A 21,948-nucleotide genomic window follows, 5' to 3' on the forward strand; every position below is an offset into this window, starting at 1 on the left:
ATAGATGTACGAGATATAAACGGAAACCTAAATTCTATTCAGAAGAATTCTGAACGCATCCATAACGCAACAAAAAATTAACTGCTATGTAAAATTAAAACCATGTACTGACAATTGTCAGTACATGGTTTTAATTTTATATATTTTCCCCTTTAAGAGATACGGAGGAAGATGATTGTTACAGTATTCAGAAATAATTTTTTTCCATTGGCTTTTTTTATCTCACATTATTGGCGTTTATTCATTGCATCAAAATCATAAATTGAAAGCGAAAATAAGCGACGTATCCTGTGAATGAAGTTTTAGAAAGCTATTTAATGTCTTATTAATGTCCTTAACAAAGGGTTTACAAATGTCTATACACCGTATATTTTATTGAGCAGTAGTACTTAAGATGCTAAGTTGACAGTGCCTGTTTTGCTGTTACTTTGTGTTCCCCAAATGAGCTTTACCCATTCAGGATGATCAATGAATGGATTACGGTTGCCTTGCCATTCTTGAATGACATTATTTCGGTTCATTTCAAACTCATCGACTGGATCTTGTAAATGCCATTGTAACAATACAGAAAGCTTGCCATGATATGGAGCAGTTCCATTATTCAATTTTTCATTTAATTCGAGATCTACTTTATCACCTTGTTCATAGCGTGTTGCCATATATAATAGTATTCTGGCAACGTCACCTTTTACTCTATTAGGCGGTTCGAATGAATTAGAAGTCTTAAAACAACCATTACACCCTGCAACTGGACTACCGCCGTTATCAAAATCTAGATTACCTCGGCTACTGTTCACTTTAACATCAGTTGGACGTAAATGGTGGATATCTGTACCGGGACCTTTAGTTGTACCAAAGTTTCCATGTGATTTTGCCCATGTATGTTCTCGGTTCCAGTCACCAACATTTCCTCCGTTACGGGTTTTAGAGCGCGATTCTCCCGAATAAAACAAAATCACATTATTTGAGTTATTTGGGTCTTCATCTGTTTCTCTTAACGCTTCCCATGCTTGGTCGTAAGTTAATTGTTTATGCTCATCTATAATGTCATGTAATGCTGTTTTTAAAGCTTGACCAGTTTTCCCCATTGCGTCTTTATAATAATCGTCAGCTGGAACATCGCCTGCAGTAACAGTTACAGAGAAATTAGTTGTTACTTCTTTTTTACCATCAGTAGCTGTAACACCAATAATATAGCTTCCTTCTTCAAGTGAAAGTGTCAACGTGGCAGTCGCTTGATTGACAGTACCTTTTGTTGCAGTGAATGTTAGTTTGTCACCATCAGGATCAGAGAAGTGGTCTGTAAGTAACACGGAAACCTTTTCCCCAGTCTTTAACGTTTTGTTTGGAATTTTACTCGTTACAACTGGTGCTTTGTTTTCAGAAGGGAAAGAAGGAACCTCAATGGGTTCCCCTTTCGTACTTGTAAATTTAATTTGTTCTGCTTTGGCACCGTTAATAAACTCAATGCTTTGAATATTTTCTGCGCCTTTTATTTCGCTAACGTTTTGTCCATCAATAATTATCTCTTTCATTTCTGTACCTTTTAAGTCTATTATAGTCCCTTCTTTGTTAGGGGCTATTATGACTTTTGTTGTTTTGAATCCAGCACCATTCAGTTCTGCATAATTACTTTTTAATAAGATACCTTCTGTGATGATAGATGCCCCATCTAAATGTATGGCAACACTTGGTTTCGTAATAGTCAATTTCTTTGTTTTAAAATTAACCAAATCATACGTTTTTTCTGGTTTCACAGGTTCAACTTCTGATTCTTCATCGAAATCGACTTGTACCATAACAGGGTCATGATCACTTGCTCGACCAGCCATATCTGTAAAATCAGCATTGATATGAAGGATATCAATTGCGGTTTTGTTTGCTAAGTTATTAGAAACTAGAATATGATCTAACACTTGGGAATTTCCTTGGTAAAGGTATGTGTAACGATCAGATTCTTCTACTTTATTAATCATATTGGTCATATTCTTACCTTCATGAATTTTTAGAGATTCAGTAAATTGGTAATCATTGAAATCCCCAAGAGAAATAATATTTTCTTTTGGATTTTTTTCCTTAATATCATTTATAAAATTTGAAACAATTTGTGCAATTTTTTTACGTTGAATTTCACTTTTATAAACAGGTGGTTGAATAGAACCAAATAATGGTGTGTCACCTGATTTAGAATTCCAATGGTTTGCAATGACCACTACATTCTCACCTTGGAAATTAAATTGTGCTGCTAATGGTTTACGACTACTATTAAATGCCTCATTTGTTGGATCAATTCGACCTGGATTCAAAGTAAGCTTTCCATTTTCATAACCTACTGCAGTAGTTGCATCCCCTTGTGGATTCCCATTAGTTAATGTCACACGATTTGGATTATATAAGAATCCGACACGTATATTAGCATTTGGTGCTCCACCATCTTGATTGTTTACTGGGTCAATGTTCACATATTTATATTCCACACCACTTGCTGCTTTTATAGCTGTAATCAATCTTGCATAACTTTGATCTGCCTTGCTATCTCCTGCAGTTTCACCATTATTATCTTGTACTTCAGTCACACCAACGATATCAGGACTCTGCATATCAATACCAATTGCTCTAGCTAATTTACTAGCTTTGCTATCAGAAGTTGAAGTCTTGTTATTGGAAAAATTTTCTAAGTTATAGGAAGCAACCGTTAACTTGTCATCTGCTTTGACAATCGTTGTTTTTTCAGGTGTCGCGTTTCCTTTTTTATGTGCTGCTTTCATGTCCTCTAGAGAAGCATAAATTTTAAAGTTTTGATATGAATAACCAACTATACCCGTAATCGGACCATTAAATCGATCTCCTGTCGCTACTTCAAAATCACGTGCAGTTCCATTTGGTTCTAAACGGAATTGGATACGATTTGGATTTTGGTTCTTTTCCTCAAATAAAACTCCGCCGTGAAGTGAATTTGTTTTTGCACTTTCAAGAACCGTCACCAAGTCACCATTATCTTGTGGCGCTACAGCTTTCACGTTTCCGATTTGTACACGCATACCTTCAATACTTTCCCAGAAATCAATTGCATCTACTGTTGGATTAAAAACGGATAAATTATCACTATCGATTGCTTTTAATGACATCTTATCCTCATTAATAGTGATTGGCGCTGGCAGATTAACACCACTTTTAATGACTGTAACCTTTCCACCTTGATCATCACGAACATTAATTTGAGTTGTTTTCAAGTCTGTATCTTGACGATCACTATATCCATCGTATGCATATTCACTTACTTTTCCTGTAACAGATACTAAATCACCCACTTTAATTGGCCAAGATTTGTTTCCGCTATAAAGTAAAATAGCTTCTGATGTATTCGGATTGTTATCCGCCATATCATCTGGCGCTTGAATCGTATAATAATTTGCAGTGCCTAGCTTAAATGAATAAGTTACTACACCTTCAATTCCCTCCACAATTTGATTATTAAATGGAGTAACATGTTTATCTCCTTGAATATCATGAATTTCAAACCGATCTGCGATTGTATAATTGAAAGTCGACACTTCACTTAATTTACCATCTTGATCTTTCACGATGGCCTTAAGTGTTGTAGTTTTAGTAATTTGGATTGGCTTTTCATATTTGGTACTAGCAATAGTTGGATCAGTACCATCTAGCGTGTAATACATCTCTGCATTTGCACTAGTTGTAGATAAAGTGACAGCTGTATCTTTAACATATGTCCCACTTCCTGGAGTAGCTACAGCAGGCGCTAATGTTGTACTATCAACAACGATATCTGCTGTAGAACGCGGGATAATTTGGTAGTCATTATCGAATTGTTGAACAATCCCTGTAATAGAATCATATTTCGTATTGGCTGTTAAACCTAGAGCATTCGTTTCGTCCCGTACGATGAATTCTGTTCCATCATTCGCAGTAAAGTTTGCCCAACTACCTCCATCTTGTACTGTGGTAAGTGAAACGTTCTTTACTGTCACAAGTTGTGATTCGTTTTCTTCCTTAACATCTGCACCTGTAATTACTTTTGGTTGAGGTTCTCCTACATTTTCCTTATTTTCTACAATCGTTGCTCCATCTAATTGAAGCAATCCACGATAATCTGCTAATTTACCTGTTAAAGTGACTTCATCTCCAACCACTGCATTTAAACTTACCGGACGAACTGCAATACCACCAGTCGCATCTTGAACTGTAATAGTATTCTTTAACTTTGCAGCGACGATACCTTTAATCGTTACAGTTTCTCCCATTGCTTTAGCATGTGCATCGGCAATTAAAATGACTGTATTTTCCCCTGGATTCCCAGGCTCTACTGGAGTATCACCCATTATATGAGAGCCTAAATACTCTGTTGTATCAATTGGATAAGTTGCCCACTCTGCCTCTCTATTAAAGACATCATTGATAATCTTGTCCCCAGTCGTCACAGAGCTCTTCCGTACAAGTGTCATGTTCTCTCCAAATTTAATTTGTGAACCAACTTGTCCGATCGAATCAACGACTTCGCTAGATTTTTTTAAAACAATTGGATCATCACCATTAAAATTAACAACAGAAGAGTTTTCAAGATTCCCTTTACTCTTAATAGCTGTATTTGCATCTTTATGATATACAACATACGTATCGTTATTTTCCAAAGTTCCTGCCAATTCCACTTTTTGAGATGCCGCCGCAGCTCCATTAATATGAAGCTCTAACGTATAGTCATTTAAATTAACTGTAGCACCGGTACCATTGTAAATTTCTACTGCTTTGTTAAAACCACTTCCTTCAATATACTCAGAAATAATTAAATCCGTCATAGTAGTTGCAGCTTTAACAGGTGTTGACAGTGAAGGCAATATGAAACTTGTCACTAAGCTTACCGACAACAAAGCATTAAATGTCTTTTTCCAGTTCCCTTTACTCATAGAGTCAGTCTCCTTCTACACTTATAGAGTTTATTTGTAGCGCTAACATGTATTAAATGGGGAAGTCAAATCTTTAAATTCCAGAATATTCCGTTAAATAATTATAAGATTGTTTCACCAGTTACTTCGATATTCTCAATACTGTTATCACTATCCCCTTTAACAGCGGATAAATCTAAGTTACCTTCCACTTTAATATTAGAAATGGTAATATTTTCAGATAATGTGCCAGTGATGATTAAATTTCCTTTAATTACCGCATTGGATAAAGAGGAAACATTTGTTATATCAACGATCACATTCCCATTGTAAACTTTTGGAGATTCAGTAGTACCAGAAAATTCCGTACCTGGTATTCTAATATCTGGATCTTCACCCTTTTTCACGTCTACAATACGTCCTTCTAGTGTAGGTTTGATTTTTTTAAGAGACGCTAAATGTTCCGCTAAATTTTCCCAATCTGAAAGTCCCAAGTCTGTTACACGACCTTCTTCATAGGCTTTTTTAAAGACATCATACTTATCTCCACCCTTTGCAGTGAAGGCATTTGTTGCTACTGTATAACTCTCTTGGTCTTTTATATCCACGTAAGTTTCATTTGTATCTTTGTACTTGATCGATACAACTCGTTCGCCCACTGGTTTTAATGAATCAAATTCAACTTTTGCACCAGATACGTGAAGGAAGCCTCCACTTTCTTTTGGAGATTCCTTAAAGCTTATTTCAAATGCTTGCTTTAATTCAGCTCCTGTAAGCGTCATTGTTGCTAATGTGTTTCCAAATGGTAGTACTGTTATAACTTCTCCAACAGTGATCTCACCTGCATCAATACCTGATCGAATACCTCCACCATTTTGTAGTGCCATAATGATATTAGGATTTTGGGTTTGCGCTCTTGCCTTTGCTAACATACCATCTGTAATGATATTTCCAAGTGCTGTTTCACTATTACGGACACTTGGGCCCGTGTCTGATGTTCTTGGGTTAGTCAGTTCACTTAACGCTTCTGCTCCGATTGGTTTATTAGATACTTCTTTAATCTGTTCAGAGTATTTCTTAAGTATGTTAGCCGCTTCTGCGTCGTCTGCAAGGCTGCTAAGTTTAATCAATTCTCCATTTGTTGTAATAACTTTACCTTTACTATCAAACTCAACATCAACAGTGCCTAAAAAATCACTATATTGATACGCCTGAACAATAACAGTTGGATCTTTTGTTTTATTGTTATTATCTTGATCTATAACGACTGGCTCATCTAACTGTGTATGACTATGCCCACCAACAATTACGTCAATGCCCTTAACTGTTGAAGCTAATGTTAAATCATTATCGATTTTCGCATTGTCATCATAACCGATATGTGTCAAAGCAATAATTTTATCGACGCCTTGCCCTTCAAACGCTTTAACTGCATTTTCAGCCTCTTTAATATAATTTTCAAATACTATACTGCCAGGGCTTGATATATCCTTCGTTTCTTCCGTTGTTAAACCAAAAATCCCTACTTTTTCGCCATTGATTTCTTTAATAATTCCATTATAAATTTTACCTTTTTCAGGCTTACTTGAGATTAGATCTGTAAACAGACCTTTAAAGCGATCATCTGCAGAAAAGTCTACATTGGCACTAATGAATGGGAAATTTGCACCTTTGATGAAATCAGCTAAAGCCTGATGCCCTTCTTTACTTGAGCCTAAGTCGAATTCATGATTACCAAAGGTCATTGCATCATAACGTAATAAATTCATGAATTCCAAATCTGCTTTTCCTTGGAATTCATTGAAATATAGCGTGCCACTAAAAACATCACCTGCATCTAGTAATAACGAATTTGGCTTTTTAGCTCTAACATTTTTGATGGCAGTTGTTCTTTTCGCTATATTATCTAAATGTGCATGTGTGTCGTTGGTATGCATTAATGATAAAGTAAAGTTTTCTTCGCTATTCCCGTCTTATACCACATCTTGTGGCTTTCGGTTCGGGCCTACACCGTACAGGCGACTTTCATCGCATACGGCGTGCTATCAGTAGAAATATTGTCTTTTCACTTTTTTCTACCTAATTAAATACTTATACAAATTGAATATTCAGAATTATTTATTGAGGAGATAAGCAATTTAGAGAATACTCTGCTGACTGGGTTCCTTCGCTCCAGCTGGTTTTATCCTTTTCGTATGTTACCATACAAATCCAAACGGCCAGCAATCATCACTACTACGAACCCGCTGCCGTTCTTCTTGCTTCTTCAGTGCTGATTCACCTCGTCAAGAAGAACTTCAAACGTTCCGTTATATCCATCCCTTATTTTGACAGCCTTAGGTCTCCACTATTCAGTTGTGAGAATGGTTAGTTTAACAGTCAATTTTGCTAACCCCCATTACATCATTTCATCTATAAGGATGAATGTTGAACTCCTAGCATTTCGCAACATTCACTACCTCACACTGCCTACATGGATTCGTCTGCCTAACCATAGCTGTCTTTTAAAGAGCCCCGCCTCGTTTTTCGAGTACGACTTCACCTGACTTAACCCCTTCTGCTGATCAGCGCATCACTGGGTCCAGGAGGATTAGGCACTTGCTTCAAAAGACTGTTGTGCAAGAGTAGGAATTACACCTACCAATTGGAAAATAACAGTTAGAAACATTCATTATGAAGTTTTTTTTCTTATTAAATATTCTATTCATAAATGTTTATTTCTACTTATTTCACTAGATATTTCTCTAGCTTATAAAGTAACGTTTCGTTTAATTTTATTGAGGAGTTACTACTACATTTGGTAAAGTTGCTGTTACGGCATTTCCTATCGCTTTATCATTTTTGGGTGTCACTTGAACAGAGATTACTTTACCTACATGATCTGTTGTCAGTTTAAATGTCGAAGTTGTTGCGCCAATAATTGCTTTTCCATCTGCATACCACTGGAATGTTGTACCCTTTTCTACATCTTTATCTATATCTGTATAAGTATAAGTAACTTCTAATGTTACACCTACTTTTGCAGCTCCAACAATCTTGACACTTGATGCAGTTGGGGCATGATCACTTGTTCCACCATTATTTCCTGATGACGATCCGTTACCTGGTTTACTTTCAACACCATTCTCAACCTGTATTGTTTTTCCGTCCGGGGTTGTAATAGTTCCCGACGCTAATCCAGAGCCGTTGTACCATTTACCTCCATACTGTACGATGCCTACATTTAATGCTGCATTGTTATATAGTTTATTTTCAAATAGTGTTAAACCTTGATTTAATGCCGTGCCATTGTATAGTTTACCTTCAAACAATATTAGTCCTTGATTTAAGGCTGCACCACTATATAGTTTGTCTCCATATAACTTTAGACCTTTGTTTAAAACTGCACCATCGTATAATTTATTTTTATATAAATACTTTCCAGTGTTTAAAACACCATTAACATATAAATTCCCTGTATTTTTACCTAGTCCAGTTAAAGCTTTTCCGTTTTCATACCATTTACCTTTATACCAATTACCCATTGCGGGCTTTCCATTAATATATAATTTACTAGTGTTTTTACCAAACCCCGTTAATGCTTTACCTTTTTCGTACCATTTGCCTTTATACCAACCAGTAGATTTAACACCTTTTTTGTAATAAACCCCTGATTTTAAACCTGTTAGTAACTTGCCATCTTTGTAAACCTTACCTTTGTAAGTCTTAAACCCTTTTACTATTTTGCTAGTTGATTTTGAAACTAGCTTCCCTTTGGTAATTTTGTAGCTAGAAGACACTGCTGCCTCCGCACTGGTTATCGGAGCAATGACGGCGCTTGTTAATAAAGTTGCTCCTAACACTAATGATGTTAAAGGTTTTACAAATTTATAACTGTAATTCCTCACTATCTCACACCTCTCTATTTTTAGGGTTGTATTTACCTAATAGAAAATCTCTATTAAGTTCAACCACTTCGATTATATGGTATGCCTCTCATAGATTCTATATTACCTAGACAACGTTTACATATTTTACAATACCCATCCAACTAGGATGCTTAATTTACAAACAATACATAATATAATATATTTTAGTAATCTCTCTTTATTAATTGATTAATAAATTTTGCTTATTAAATCCATTGCACCTAATAACTTATACCTATTAAAAATTGCGTTTATATATTTTTGGGACACCATACATATGTAATTCCTTCACTCTAAAACTAAAAATATTTAAGTACATTCATTGTCATATCTTTAAAGAAAAACCTGATTTATTAATATTTTGTTGTTTCTAACTAAGCTTTATTAATTGAAATTACTATGTCAATTAAATTTACTTAAAAATAAAAAAAGGAGATACTACAATTTCTTGTAGTATCTCCTTTTCAATTCTCTTTATTATTTTGCTTAATCTAATGTATTGGTGTATTCCTCACAGATTATATTCGTGATTAGATTTCTGCGTATAGTTCTTGAATTGGTTTAATCAAAGTACGATTTACTTCTTCAATTAAACCACTTAAAGCCATTTCTGATTGAAGCATTTTTTCAATCTTACTATTTTGTTGAGCAAGTTGAGCAGTTTTTCCAGCATAAGTTAATTCATCTTCTTGAATTTGTTCGCCCTTTGCTTGTTTTTCTTGTAAATTCAATTGAACTTTACGGAAGTTTTGGAACAATGTTAGTGCCTCTGAATCGTTTTTCACTTCCTCAACAGCAGCTTTTAATGCTTCAAATTCTGCCGTTTGACGGAATGTTGCTTCTAACTTGTTAATGTCATTATAAATGTTAATCATTTTGATACCCTACTTTCAATTTTAATTAATCAGCGTCACGATAATACCTTGAACAACCCCAATAATACCACCAAGTACGAAACCTAATACTGTAATCATTTTAAATTCTCTTTTTGAAATGCCCAGTACTAAATCCTCAAGTACTTCAACAGGGAATGTGTCAACTTGTTCACGTACTACTTCTTCTAAATTCAATCGTTTTAAAACATCTTCCAATTTCATTTCTGCTTGTACAAAAGCATTGTCAACAACCTGTGGTACAACATTTTGTTGCATCCAGTGGGCACCATTTGTCCAATAATGTACAATTGGCTGATCTAAACGATTTTCAATTTTCAATTCATTCTTCACATAGCTTTGAATCGCTTTAGTAGTAGAATTAAAATCTAAATCGCCAACTAGTTGAGTAACCGTTTGGTCTTGTAATTTAACCCATTCATTCGTTAACATATTCGAAACGAGCACAAATGTGCCATCTGCATTAAGAAATTTTTTAATTTCTTTTTGAGCTTTGTTAACTATTGATGAAGAATCACCTAAGAACATTTGAATCATGCCACCAAGCGTTCCTTTTGTATCAAGGAAATCATCAATTAATCGTTTAATCGTTTGATAGCCTTCTTCTGATTCAAAATAAACATCGCCTTTATTTAAAATATAACGAGCGATATCCGGAATTTTCGTATTCGCCTTCTCTTGCCATCTTTCAGGTAAAAGTTCGCGAACCGTTTTTGTAGATAAAACATTTTGTACTTTATCTACTTGGTCAATGATTAGAGCATCAACTTTTTCTTCAATCGCTAAGTGGATATTTTCAATACCCGCTTGCTTCAACCAGTCATTGATTGTTTTATCATCTGTAAACAAAGTTGTTTCTATTTTTTCATTTAACCATTGTTCAATTTTCAATCGAATATCATTTGAAAAGAACTTTTTACGGAAAGTCTCAGGTGTGAGTAAATAATTCACTACTGTTTTTCCTAGTTGTCTTGCTAAATCATCTCGGCGTTTTGGAATTAAACCCGGAGTAAAAGGGACACGCCAAGATCCAATATAAATTGCTTTATAAGGCCTAAAGAGCATTTTAATCGCTAAATGATTCGTAAAACCACCAATGACTGCTCCAATGACAGCCATGAATAGTATTGTTACGAACACACCCATATTCTTCACCCATTTCTTCAAAAACTCTCCTACATTATAACAGACAGTCAAGTAGGTGAGAATTAATAGCTATTGAAGTTAGGGATTTCATACTATTTATAGAGCATTGTAAATTGTTGAAAAGCGAATCGCATGCTCCATTTCATCTTGCATAGCGATAAAGAATGGGTATTGTCCTTGTTCAAGTGGAGTATTCAAAAACATTTCTTTATATAAATCTGTCGCTTCAAGCTCTTCACCTATTGCCTCTTTTGCACAAGCTTTAAGGTTTTTACATGGGGGTCTTTTCGTTAAATTTTGTACATATTCTCCAGTCATCATATAATGAAGTTGTTGGAACATCTCATAATGACACTTCTCATCTATTATTGCATGCTCGATATAAGATTTCCATGTGGGATCGTTCGTCAGCCCAAGCATCGATTTGTACCAATAATACGTCTGATATTCATCTTGAATCGCTTTCTTTAGCTGTTCTTCAAACATACCGCCATCTCCTATACGCTTTTTCACACTATATGCGAACGGGACCGGCACTATGAAAAGGGGTATACATATGATTCAACATTTCAGCTTTAAACCATTATTTGAAAATACAAAATTACCAGGCTGGCAAATCGCCTTTTTCTACAAGCATCAACGATACGAAGGCGAATATAAAAAAGACGGCTCCATCATCTGGTCAGGGTCAATACCACCAAATGAAGCAACCGTAAAAAAAATGATACACGAACTAATGCTTTATCATGTGTATGACTAAATGCTGAAGGTGCTCGTTCAGCTGCGAGGTCGTTGGAAGGCGGAAGCCAAAGTCGCCCTTTGACTTTGAGCGCCCGACTGAAACGACCCGAGCCGCTAGCGCCTGAAGCTGGATATCTTATTAAATGCTGAAGCGGCCCGTTTAGCCCTGACAAGCACTGGAAGGCCCGAATCAAAAGCCCTCATAAAATCATCGATTACTTAACTACAATTAAACCTTTATGCCACAAAATAAAAAAGCATTATTAATAGAAAACTCCTCCAAGGGGCCCCTAATAATAATGCTTCCAATAATGTTAACTAAGTAACTACACCTTCAATAACTCTTCTCGCCACATAACAACTTCTTTTTCAACTAGTAGCTTCTCCAACTTATCATCCCATTGAGATAACAATGTGTTCCATACTCTAACGAAAAGAAGGTCCTGTTCACGGTTGTATAAGATAAATTCAAGACAAGGTACATCATTAATCTGACGTGCTTCTTTTGATATGATATCAGTAATAACTGTCTGTTCTTCACCTTCGTCTTCAGATGTACGGCTATTTTGCAGAACTTCTATTAACTCTTCCTCTACAAATTTTAATGTCTCCTCAGGTTCCTCTGAAGCATATCGAAATAGATCTGGCAACTCGTCATACTCATCCATTTGATCAATCTCAGCAGTCAAGAATGCTTCGTGGCAAGCACTGTAAAGCAACTGCTGTGTTTCTATTTCTTGCTCTTCTTCAAATACGCCATTTTCAAGTTGGATTTTGCCTTTAAATGTTAAATGATAGTATTTCTCTCCTCTTTCAATTAGCCCTGTTTTCGTTAAATTTATGAGGAGGTCTTGAATGAAGAGATCCTCTACTAACAGTAATTCACCCAATTCGCTAGCATTTGAAATTTCAGCTTGTTGGAAAGTCAGTAGCATCATTTTCATCAATATATCCATCTTCAATCGCTTTACTGGTTGATAAGTGACATCAATTGATTGCACTGGCACGCACCAGTTGGAAGATTTTAAAATTTCTACTTTACCATTTTGTAAAACTTCTCTTTTCAATCGTTTTTCTAACGCTTGCATACTTGGCTCTCCTTTCCATTTTACTGTTTCACATTTCCGTCTTGGTCACGGAGGCCTTTTTGTTCTTTCACCGTTTCTAATAGTTGACTATACATATCTCGCGCATGTTTCTGCTTCGCTCTCTGTGTAAACATTTCTGTACTACCTACAAGAATTAGTAGCTCCCTTGCACGCGATAGCGCTACATTTAATCTACGATAATCATTGGCGAAACCGATATCTCCGCCTTTATGTTGTGTATTACGAACCATACTCACGATAATAACATCCATTTCCATCCCTTGAAATTTATCAACAGTACCCGTGCGTAGATGTAAATGTTGTAGATTTAGTTCTTGCTGAATAAGGCGGTCGATTTTCTTAACCTGTTCCCCATAAAAACTTATAACACCAATGCTTTTGCGTTCATCTTGTTTTATTTTCCCTGCCGCTTTAGCCATTTCAGTTGCGTGGTCTAAATCTAATAGCATATGGCGAATCGTATCTAATTCACCTTGATTGAAACGACTTTTACCATTCTTCATTTGTTCTTCAAAATAAGGCTTTTCATTTGGCATATCTAGCCATAATAAGTGATCATCTCGTTTTACATAATGCCCCTCTAGGAAATGATCTCGAACGTTATCTGAATCGATTAGACCACATTGCAGTTGGTCATCTTCATTTTCATAAAAAGGGGTGATTGTCTTCATAATATCCTCATGCATACGATATTGAATCGCTAGCATTTGTTTATTATCTCGAGGGAGATTTTTGAAAAGACGTTCGAATAAAGATTCTTTTAATAATTTTTTTAGCTCAGCGCTTTCTTCTAGTGCGTCACTTTCTTCGATAATCGCCTTTAACGTTTCCTCTAACGTATCGTCTCCAACTAATGGTGGTAACTGATGATGGTCTCCCACAAGTATAATTTTTTTCCCTTTTAACATTGGCAGCAACAATTCTGGTGGTGTTGCTTTTGATACCTCATCAATAATAACAACATCAAATGTTGGATAGTTATCCATAAATTCTTTCCTTGCGGAAGCTACACATGTTGTCCCAATAACATTGGCATGTCGTACATACATTTTTCTAATTTCATCTAAATCATGTTCATTGGCTTCTTGTAGTAATGTATACCATTGTTTTTGTAGTGCTTGTTTAATAGGTAACTGTGCTTTGTTATGCTGGAGTTTTGTTATTTTTTCTGTAAGCTTTTTAATAGAATATTCTGCTTGTAATTGTTGGTCCTCATAATCTTGATCAAGGATTTCTTCCAGAGCTTTTAAATCCTTTTCCTGCTTTAACCCTTGTGAATTAATCTCTTGAATTGCTAGTTTCTTTTCTTCAAGGTCACTAGCTATAGTAGTTCTTTCTTCCATTAACTTTTGGTGCTGTTGCTGCATTTGGTCTAACTGAGGGATGGTTCGTAAAACTACTTGGTGGGTTGATTTAACATGCTGTAATTCTTCTTCTGATTTGTGTAACATTGCGGTTAGTTGCTCTGAATTGCTAGAGATAGGTCCGTCAGACAAGCTTAACTTTAATTGGTCATATCGTTTTTGAAGCTGGGCTTGCTTATCTTTTAGTAGCATTCCTTTATTCGTTAAGGTACTTTTCTTTTGCTGTGCATTAGCTAATACTTCAGTTGTTTGTTTAATCACTTCTCGCTTGATCATCTCAAACAATCTAACAGCTTCTTGTTTTAGTTGTTGTAGAATTGTACCTTGTTCCCACACAAATTTTCTTCTTAAATAAAGTCTTTCTAAATGTGGTTTTAACTGTGCAGGGTTTACAACTCTTTGTGTTATTAAAAACTGCTTCATATAATCTATCGCTTCATGCACTTCACGGATCGAATAAGATGAATAGCTATCCTCGGGACGTGCATTAATTTGTTGCAAAATAATTTGAGCAGCATGCCCCATTTGCTTTTCTACATAGTCAATTGCTGCTTTCAACTTATTATTTACAGACATCCAATCATGATAACTTACCATTTGGTTTTTAATTTTCTCTAATGCATTAATCTGGCGTTCAATGATGAAACCCATTGGAATGTCGTACTGTTGCATAAATTCAGAGAGTTCATCAACTTTAGTAAAGTTTTTCAACTCATGTTGCAATTGATGTAGTTCTAAAATATTTTTTTGCCAAGTCATGTATTCATTACGAGAATTGTTTAGCTCTTCGTTAACAGCAGCCAATTCTTCTTCAGCTTGACGAAACAGCAATTGATTTCTAGTTTTTTCAATTTCATTGGCTAATCGATTAGTCCGTTCAAGTAATTTTTCACTGGTTTCATTCGTTTCAAGAAAACGCTCTAACTCTTCTACCTTCGATAGGACATGTTCGTATTTATTTGCTACTTCTCCAAAATGTTCTTCAAGGTCCCGAAGCTCTCTTCTATAAGTACCTAACATTTTTTTTAGTTTTTGAATTTCTTCAGTTATTACTTCATAATCGAGTTTCGCCTGTTGTTGTTCTACTATTTTTTCTTTTATAACCACTAGCTGGTCTTCTAATTTTTGAAGTTCTTCCTCACATGTCGCTAAAGTTGCAGTGAGCTCCGTTTCTTGACTATCATGCATCGTTAGCTCCTGCTTGATATCTTGTAACGTTTGCTCTCTCCAATACTCCGCTACATTTTCTTCAATGAATTTTTTACCTTCTTCTTCAATACTTTCTGTTCGACCAAAGCGTAAAATGCGAATGTCTTTATTTGAAAGCAGTCGACTTAACGCATTATCAACGGCTAAGTTAGACTGAGACGCGACTAATGTACGTAAACCTGCCTTCGCATTTTGCTGACAAATTTCTGAGATAACTGTTGTTTTACCAGTGCCTGGTGGACCTTGGATAACAAATAAATCTTCAGCTGACATTGCACCAATTACAGCTTCTTGCTGAAATTCATTTAATCGGTTATGAAACTCCAGTTTAGCTCGCTTTTTAGGTGCTTGAATTCGAGGTCGGTCTTCAAATAATATCTTTTCCAAATTAGCATTTGCAGCTAAGCCTTTTTCTAAATCTGCAAAACCTCTACGTAGTCTTCGAATCTGACTTAAAGTAGCAAAATTACTAAAGACTACTTCCTTTGTTTTTGGTTTTAGCTGATTTTTGCGAAGTTGCTCCCTTATATAAGGACGTAGCTCAATTTCTACTGTTCTATTCGCACGATTCACTTTTAATACTTCACCAAGTTCATCTCGAGAGCCTTTAAATTTCGCACTTAATCCCTTAGCTTTATTCCATTCATTATCCTTTAAACCACTACAATTTAGAGTCATACGACTGAAGTCTTCATTGACCGAAAGCTTTGAGAAGGATGCTGTCATGTCCTCTATCGTGGCGTCGCGCTCTTGAATTTTCAAATAACCTTCCCAGCTAGAAATACGTTTTCTAACATATTCTGAACGTTCTTCAGCTATCGGCAACTGACGGATTTTAGAATGGAGTTCAATTGGCAATCCTACTGTATTCTTAGGGGCTGTCACAAACTCTAACTGTGTAGCAAATCTTCTATTTGTACGAACAGGTACCCTGGAACTGATAACACGGAAATTAGTTGCCAGTAGCCCTTCATATTTCACAATACAATTCATCACTGCAACTTGACTATCTAGCTTTTCAGCAAGGTTTGCATTTGCTACATTGTCAAAATAAATTGTAATTGCTGTCTCTCCTTGTGCAGAATTACTCATTCTTTCAATATGTACTAAAAACGATTTTTGAATATGAAAAAAAGCATGCTCATCTTTTGACCATGCTAAAATTCCTTCACGTGCTTTGTTTGTCATGATTAGGTTTGTACGCACCGTTTCAATTTTAGCTACTACTTGTCCCATGAACATATCTTCCTCTCTTCGAAATTGGTTCACTTTTAAAAACACTAATTTCTATAATAGCAGTTTTACCATCGTATTTGAATTTTCGAATGTTAGAAAGGCGATGGTAATTGATGTATTACGTAATAATTATTGAAAGAACTATAAAAAACACCTACTAGTCGTTTTAATATCACGCACAACTAGTAGATGTTCTTTTTTCTTAAGTTTTCTTTACGCCACTGCGAGTTTTTTATTTCGTCCAAACACCAAATAAAAATAAGTAGAAGCAATTAAATATAATATTCCTGTTATTGTAAAGGTATAAGCATATCCCCAGTAGTGCCCATACTTCGTAACAAAAAAGGCAGCCGGTAATCCCATTGATGCCCAGCCAACTTGGAATACCATCTGATTGACTGAATTCCCTAACCCTTTATATTTATCATGCACAATTTCCATAGCAATAGCCGATTGGATTGGGTTCGCTGCATTCATCAATGCTTGGCGGAATAAAAAACCAATAGATGCTACATATAAAGAATTCGTAAACGCAGTTAAAAATAAAAACGGAATGGATAAAAACTGAAATATGATAATAGCTCTAACTTCACCTACACGTTTAACTAAAGCAGGGCCTATCAACATTGCAACAGCTGTCATTGCAGATCCTAGTGCTAAAATAAGTCCTATATATGTATTGGATGCATTAAATCGATTAGCGAAATACAAATTTAAATATGGAATGACTAGCCCAGATCCTATACCAATAATCAATTGAGCTACCCCAAATAATACAATGATTCTTATATTTTCTTTGAAGCTTGCATTTTTTTCTGATACTTTTACGACATCTTTAATGGAATCTACTGTTTCCATGGCAACTTTCTTATCCATTTTCAAGCGGAACAATGGAAATAATCCAATGACGAAGAATGCGACCCCACTATATAGTGATACCCGAATCCCTTCAACAGCTGACAAATTCATAAGAAAGCTTGCGCAGTCAGCCACAACTCCACCAAGTAAATTCCCAATAAAACCGGCAATTGTCATGATCGAAAAGTGAATACTAAATAATTTCATTCTTTCAGAAGCCTTGGAGTTTTCAGCTAAAAACGGTACCCCTGAAACTTGAGCTACTGCCCACACAATACCTGTTGCAAATGCTGACCAAAGCATCGGTTGTTCAACAGTGACAATACTTCTATAGAAAAATGTAATTGCTGTTAATCCTGTTCCGATAATAAGCGCCCACTTACGTCCAAATCGATCACTTAAAAGACCGGCTGGAATTAGCATAATAGCTGTTGCTAAAGCTGTCATCGCAATAACATTTCCATTAACAGCTTCCTTCATACCTAATTCCTTAATATATAAATTGTACATTACACTGAATATGCCCATTCCAATTTGAATAAGTATATTCCCAACCATGAACAACTTTATATTTCGATTAAAAGATTTGATACTTTGTAACCAATCTTGCCACCAGCTCAGGATTGACACCTACTTTCACACAACTAATTAATTCGTCTCCCTAAATATACGAGTATCGGCAAAAATTTGCAATAGCTACATGCTTCAAATACACTATTCTTAATTAAATAAACTCATTATATTTCTTGATTCGGAGGAAACGTTTGTATGCCCGAAGTAGTCTATTATTTATTCTTCTCTTTTTTTGTGTCACTACTTATTAGTGGCATATTAAATGTCTTTTTGGAAACCACTTCAAAATTGAACTGGCTTACCACTATTACCTTTTGTGCTGTTCTTTCTATTTTCATCACCACTATAATGAACTGATTTCCTCATTAAAAGAGACCCTTCAATTGTTTGAGCAATTAAAGGGTCTTCATATTAACTAATATTTTTTTCACCTGATTGCAGTTTATACATTTGTTCATAACGCCCACCTTGTTTCAGTAGCTCATCATGAGTACCCTGTTCTACAATTTCACCACGGTCTAATACTAGAATGCGATCTGCATTCTTAATAGTAGAAAGTCTATGTGCGATGATAAATGTCGTACGCCCCTTTTTCAATACATCCATTGCGTGCTGAATGATTTCCTCAGTTTCCGTATCTATATTGGAAGTAGCTTCATCAAGGATTAATATCGCTGGGTCAAAGGCAAGCGCTCTGGCGAATGAAATTAACTGACGTTGCCCGGAAGATAATGTACTTCCTTTCTCAATCACAGGTTCATCTAGACCTTTCGGTAAATTTTTCAAGACGCGTTCACCACCAACTGCATCCAATGCTTTCTGTACGGTGTCACGCGTAATCCTAGGATCTCCTAAACTAACATTCGATTCAATCGTACCCGTAAATAGATAAGGGTCTTGCAATACAATTCCCATATGCTCTCGGATGGTTTGACGTGAATGCTCTTTAATATTGATACCGTCAATTGTAATCGCACCTTTTGAAACGTCATAAAAACTGAAAAGTAAATTCATGATAGAACTTTTACCAGAGCCCGTATGACCAACAAGCGCGACTGTCTCCCCTTGCTTCGCTTCAAAATCAATATCCTTCAGCACATATTCTTGTTCCTTATAAGCAAACCACACATGCTCGAAGCGAACATTTCCTTTATATCGTGGTATACGTTTATCGACTACAGGCTCCCCTGGTTGATCTAATAATTCAAAGACACGCTCAGCTGCAACGTTCGCTCTTTCTAAGCGAGCCAACTGATTGACAATACCAGTTACAGGATTAAATAAACGTGTAATATAGTCAACAAAAGCATATAGCATACCGACTGAAATAGCAGCTGCACCATTCATTTCAGCACTGCCAAAGTACCAGATAAAAAGGACAAATGTAAGCGAACGAATAACGCCTACTAAATTGTGAGATGTAGCTGCATCTAATATAAGTAGCTTATTTTGATAACGATAATGCTCTTCATTTAGTGCCGCAAATTCATCCTCAATTTGTTTTTCGCGACTAAAAGCTTGAATAATAGTCATTCCATTAATTGATTCGTTGATCATACCGTTCATATCAGATACTTTTCCTCGAACAATATGATTGTACTTAGAAGCATACTTACGATACACAATCGTCCAAACAATTAAAATTGGAATAACAAATAATGCGATTAATGCCATCTTCCAGTCAAGGAAGAATAATGCGATATAAATCCCGAAAATCGTCATAAAGCTCGCGGCAAACTGTGAGACAACCGTTACAAACAAATCACGAATAGCTTCCGTATCATTTGTAACACGCGCAACCACTTTTCCAGCAGGCAAATTATCAAAATAGCGAATCGGCAATGTTTGGATATGCTCATAGACTTCATTGCGCATTTTTTGAATTATACGATTTGCACCCATTTGAAGTAAAAGATACTGACCGTATCTAAAAATAGCCGCAACAACTGCTAATCCGAAGAATACAGCCAATAAAATTGCAATCGGCTGAAAATCAATACCTGCGACTTCTGCTTTTGCAATATGATCATCAATAATTTTCTTTGCTACTAACGGTCCCGCTAAGTCTGCGGCAACTGCAATAGCTAATAATAACAGGCCTGAAATAAGTAGCTTTTTGTACATTAAAGCATATTGAAATAATCGTTTACCAGTACCCATTATTTCACCCCCTCAACTTGCTGACGGTCATGCTGTTCTTTGTACCAGCCCTCATCTTCAAGCAATGTTTGATGTGTACCTTCTTCAACGATACGACCATCCTCTAATACAATGACCCAATCCGCATGTTGAATTGCTGATAAACGGTGTGTCACAATTATAGTCGTTTTGTCACTTCTAGCTGTTTGGATATTTTGAATAATTGTTGCTTCTGTTTTAGCATCCACTGCTGACAAGGAATCATCTAATATTAATATTTCTGGATCACGAATTAATGCACGAGCAATTGAAATACGTTGCTTTTGCCCTCCTGATAGTGAAACCCCTTTTTCTCCAACTAATGTTTGCAAACCGAGTGGTAGCATTTCTAAATCACGCTCGAAGTTTGCTAAACGGATTGCTTCATGTAATTCGTCCTCTGTCGCATTTGATTTACCAAACAAAATATTCTCTTTCACTGTTCTAGAAAATAGTACGTGGTCTTGAGGTACATATCCAATCCAGTTACGAACCTGTTCTTTTGTTTGATCATGAATAGGACTATTTGAGACAAATAGATCACCTTCTCCATTTGGATATTCTCGTAATAGCTGTTTAACGACCGTTGTCTTTCCACTACCCGTTTTCCCAACAATCCCAAGTGTTTGACCCTTTTTCAAAGAAACTTCAAGGTTTGCCAGGTTAATAGAAGATGATTGTGGATATTGGAATGTAACATCTTTGAAAACGATAGACTCTGGATTTTGAATGATTGTTGGCTTTTTTGGATCAACAACATCTTCTTTTTCGTCTAATGTTTCCTGTACACGATCAAGTGAAGCATTCCCACGTTGCATAACATTGATGAGTTCTCCAATCGCAAACATTGGCCATACGATCATACCTAGATACACATTAAATGTAACTAGCTCACCTAAAGTCATCTCTTGCTTAGACACTAAATAAGCACCAAAACCAAGACCAATCATATAACTAAGACCTGTTAAAATCTTTGTAATTGGATTAAATAATGCATCGATTTTCTCGACATGCATATTTTTTTTGTAAACATCTTCTGTCATTTCACTAAATTGCTGCTCTGTAGCACGTTCTTGAACATATGCACGAACAACACGAACACCCTCTACAGCTTCAAGTACACTATCATTCATTTCACCAAACACGTCTTGAGCTTTCATATAGCGCTCATGAATTCTCTTACCAAGAATTTGCATAACGATTGCTAATATCGGTAATGGCAATATTGCTGCTATCGTTAGCTTCCACGAAACAAGGAATCCCATTGTTAGTAAAATTGTTAGTAAGTATAATGTCGAATCAATTAACGTCATAATACCAAAACCAGCTGTTTCAGAAACAGCTCGTAAATCATTTGTCGCTCTCGCCATCAAATCTCCTGTACGATTTCTTTCATAAAAAGGTGGAGACATTTTCAAAAATTTTGTCATGAGCTTTGATCTAAGTTTACGTTCAATTACATTCGCTCCACCAAATAATTGATATTGCCATATAAAGTTAACTACATACGACAACACCAAAATAACTAGCATCGCAGCAATATAAAACATAAGAGAATGACTTGTTAATGTTTCTGAATGGATTGCATCAATCGATTGACCAATAATCCAAGGTGGCGTCACTTCAATTACATTAGCCACTAGTAACAATGCGATAGCTATTGCGTAACGCTTTCGATTTTCTTTAAAAAACCATTTTAATTTAAATAAGACCTCAAACATTTTTATTCCTACTTTCCTATTCTATTTTTACACTAACCGTCTTCAATCGAATCCTTGTTAAATTTCTTTTTCCGCTTTTGAATAAACATATTCAGCTCTCCTTTTAGA

Annotated in this window: 12 protein-coding genes; 1 reads left to right on the top strand and 11 read right to left on the bottom strand. The window is 35.8% G+C overall.

The features are described 5' to 3' along the window. Window positions 1-389: 389 nt before the first annotated feature. The 6 genes from AMD00_RS19900 to AMD00_RS19925 all read right to left on the bottom strand — a co-directional run bounded on the left by AMD00_RS19900 (window position 390) and on the right by AMD00_RS19925 (window position 11,364). Window positions 390-4,925 carry an endonuclease gene (locus tag AMD00_RS19900; RefSeq protein WP_053418769.1) on the bottom strand — a complete coding sequence of 1,512 codons (4,536 nt, stop codon included), beginning with the start codon at window positions 4,923-4,925 and terminating at the stop codon, window positions 390-392. Between the two features lie 101 nt (window positions 4,926-5,026). Beyond that, the gene (locus AMD00_RS19905; protein ID WP_053418770.1) at window positions 5,027-6,841 is read right to left on the bottom strand and encodes a bifunctional metallophosphatase/5'-nucleotidase; all 1,815 of its coding nucleotides are present in this window, start codon (window positions 6,839-6,841) and stop codon (window positions 5,027-5,029) included. An 837-nt stretch (window positions 6,842-7,678) separates the two neighbouring features. Then, window positions 7,679-8,791 carry a hypothetical protein gene (locus tag AMD00_RS19910; RefSeq protein ID WP_053418771.1) on the bottom strand — a complete coding sequence of 371 codons (1,113 nt, stop codon included), beginning with the start codon at window positions 8,789-8,791 and terminating at the stop codon, window positions 7,679-7,681. Window positions 8,792-9,342: 551 nt separating this feature from the next. Beyond that, window positions 9,343-9,687, bottom strand: coding sequence for a YlbF family regulator (locus tag AMD00_RS19915; RefSeq protein WP_053418772.1), 345 nt, complete (start codon window positions 9,685-9,687; stop codon window positions 9,343-9,345). A gap of 21 nt (window positions 9,688-9,708) precedes the next feature. After that, window positions 9,709-10,851, bottom strand: a complete 1,143-nt coding sequence (locus AMD00_RS19920; protein WP_053418975.1) for a DUF445 domain-containing protein — start codon at window positions 10,849-10,851, stop codon at window positions 9,709-9,711. 96 nt (window positions 10,852-10,947) lie between these two features. Then, entirely contained in the window at window positions 10,948-11,364 is a 417-nt protein-coding gene (locus AMD00_RS19925; RefSeq protein ID WP_245639567.1) for a ferritin-like domain-containing protein, read from the bottom strand. Window positions 11,365-11,407: 43 nt separating this feature from the next. On the opposite strand from AMD00_RS19925, the gene AMD00_RS19930 reads away from it, so the two are divergent. Continuing rightward, a complete protein-coding gene (locus AMD00_RS19930; protein ID WP_053418774.1) occupies window positions 11,408-11,611 on the top strand; it encodes a YheE family protein in 204 nt (67 codons plus the stop codon). Between the two features lie 307 nt (window positions 11,612-11,918). Here the strand turns inward: AMD00_RS19930 and AMD00_RS19935 are convergent, their stop codons facing one another. From AMD00_RS19935 to AMD00_RS19955, 5 genes are all read right to left on the bottom strand, one after another. Then, window positions 11,919-12,680, bottom strand: coding sequence for a hypothetical protein (locus tag AMD00_RS19935; RefSeq protein WP_053418775.1), 762 nt, complete (start codon window positions 12,678-12,680; stop codon window positions 11,919-11,921). 20 nt (window positions 12,681-12,700) lie between these two features. Then, a complete protein-coding gene (locus tag AMD00_RS19940; RefSeq protein WP_053418776.1) occupies window positions 12,701-16,510 on the bottom strand; it encodes an AAA domain-containing protein in 3,810 nt (1,269 codons plus the stop codon). A gap of 213 nt (window positions 16,511-16,723) precedes the next feature. After that, on the bottom strand, window positions 16,724-17,992 hold the full coding sequence (locus AMD00_RS19945) for an MFS transporter (protein ID WP_211258685.1): 1,269 nt from the start codon (window positions 17,990-17,992) through the stop codon (window positions 16,724-16,726). Window positions 17,993-18,352: 360 nt separating this feature from the next. Further along, window positions 18,353-20,101 carry an ABC transporter ATP-binding protein gene (locus tag AMD00_RS19950; protein WP_038189047.1) on the bottom strand — a complete coding sequence of 583 codons (1,749 nt, stop codon included), beginning with the start codon at window positions 20,099-20,101 and terminating at the stop codon, window positions 18,353-18,355. Beyond that, the gene (locus AMD00_RS19955; RefSeq protein WP_053418777.1) at window positions 20,101-21,840 is read right to left on the bottom strand and encodes an ABC transporter ATP-binding protein; all 1,740 of its coding nucleotides are present in this window, start codon (window positions 21,838-21,840) and stop codon (window positions 20,101-20,103) included. The genes AMD00_RS19950 and AMD00_RS19955 overlap by 1 nt, the downstream gene beginning before the upstream one ends. Window positions 21,841-21,948 lie beyond the last annotated feature (108 nt).

This window comes from Viridibacillus arvi (genome assembly GCF_001274945.1).
Taxonomy (GTDB): domain Bacteria; phylum Bacillota; class Bacilli; order Bacillales_A; family Planococcaceae; genus Viridibacillus; species Viridibacillus arvi.

What these genes read in the sequence shown, in the direction of transcription:
- AMD00_RS19900 (WP_053418769.1), bottom strand. Translation starts at nt 4,925, where the DNA reads ATGAGTAAAGGGAACTGGAAAAAGACATTTAATGCTTTGTTGTCGGTA.
- AMD00_RS19905 (WP_053418770.1), bottom strand. Translation starts at nt 6,841, where the DNA reads ATGCATACCAACGACACACATGCACATTTAGATAATATAGCGAAAAGA.
- AMD00_RS19915 (WP_053418772.1), bottom strand. Translation starts at nt 9,687, where the DNA reads ATGATTAACATTTATAATGACATTAACAAGTTAGAAGCAACATTCCGT.
- AMD00_RS19920 (WP_053418975.1), bottom strand. Translation starts at nt 10,851, where the DNA reads ATGGGTGTGTTCGTAACAATACTATTCATGGCTGTCATTGGAGCAGTC.
- AMD00_RS19930 (WP_053418774.1), top strand. Translation starts at nt 11,408, where the DNA reads ATGATTCAACATTTCAGCTTTAAACCATTATTTGAAAATACAAAATTA.
- AMD00_RS19935 (WP_053418775.1), bottom strand. Translation starts at nt 12,680, where the DNA reads ATGCAAGCGTTAGAAAAACGATTGAAAAGAGAAGTTTTACAAAATGGT.
- AMD00_RS19940 (WP_053418776.1), bottom strand. Translation starts at nt 16,510, where the DNA reads ATGGGACAAGTAGTAGCTAAAATTGAAACGGTGCGTACAAACCTAATC.
- AMD00_RS19950 (WP_038189047.1), bottom strand. Translation starts at nt 20,101, where the DNA reads ATGGGTACTGGTAAACGATTATTTCAATATGCTTTAATGTACAAAAAG.
- AMD00_RS19955 (WP_053418777.1), bottom strand. Translation starts at nt 21,840, where the DNA reads ATGTTTGAGGTCTTATTTAAATTAAAATGGTTTTTTAAAGAAAATCGA.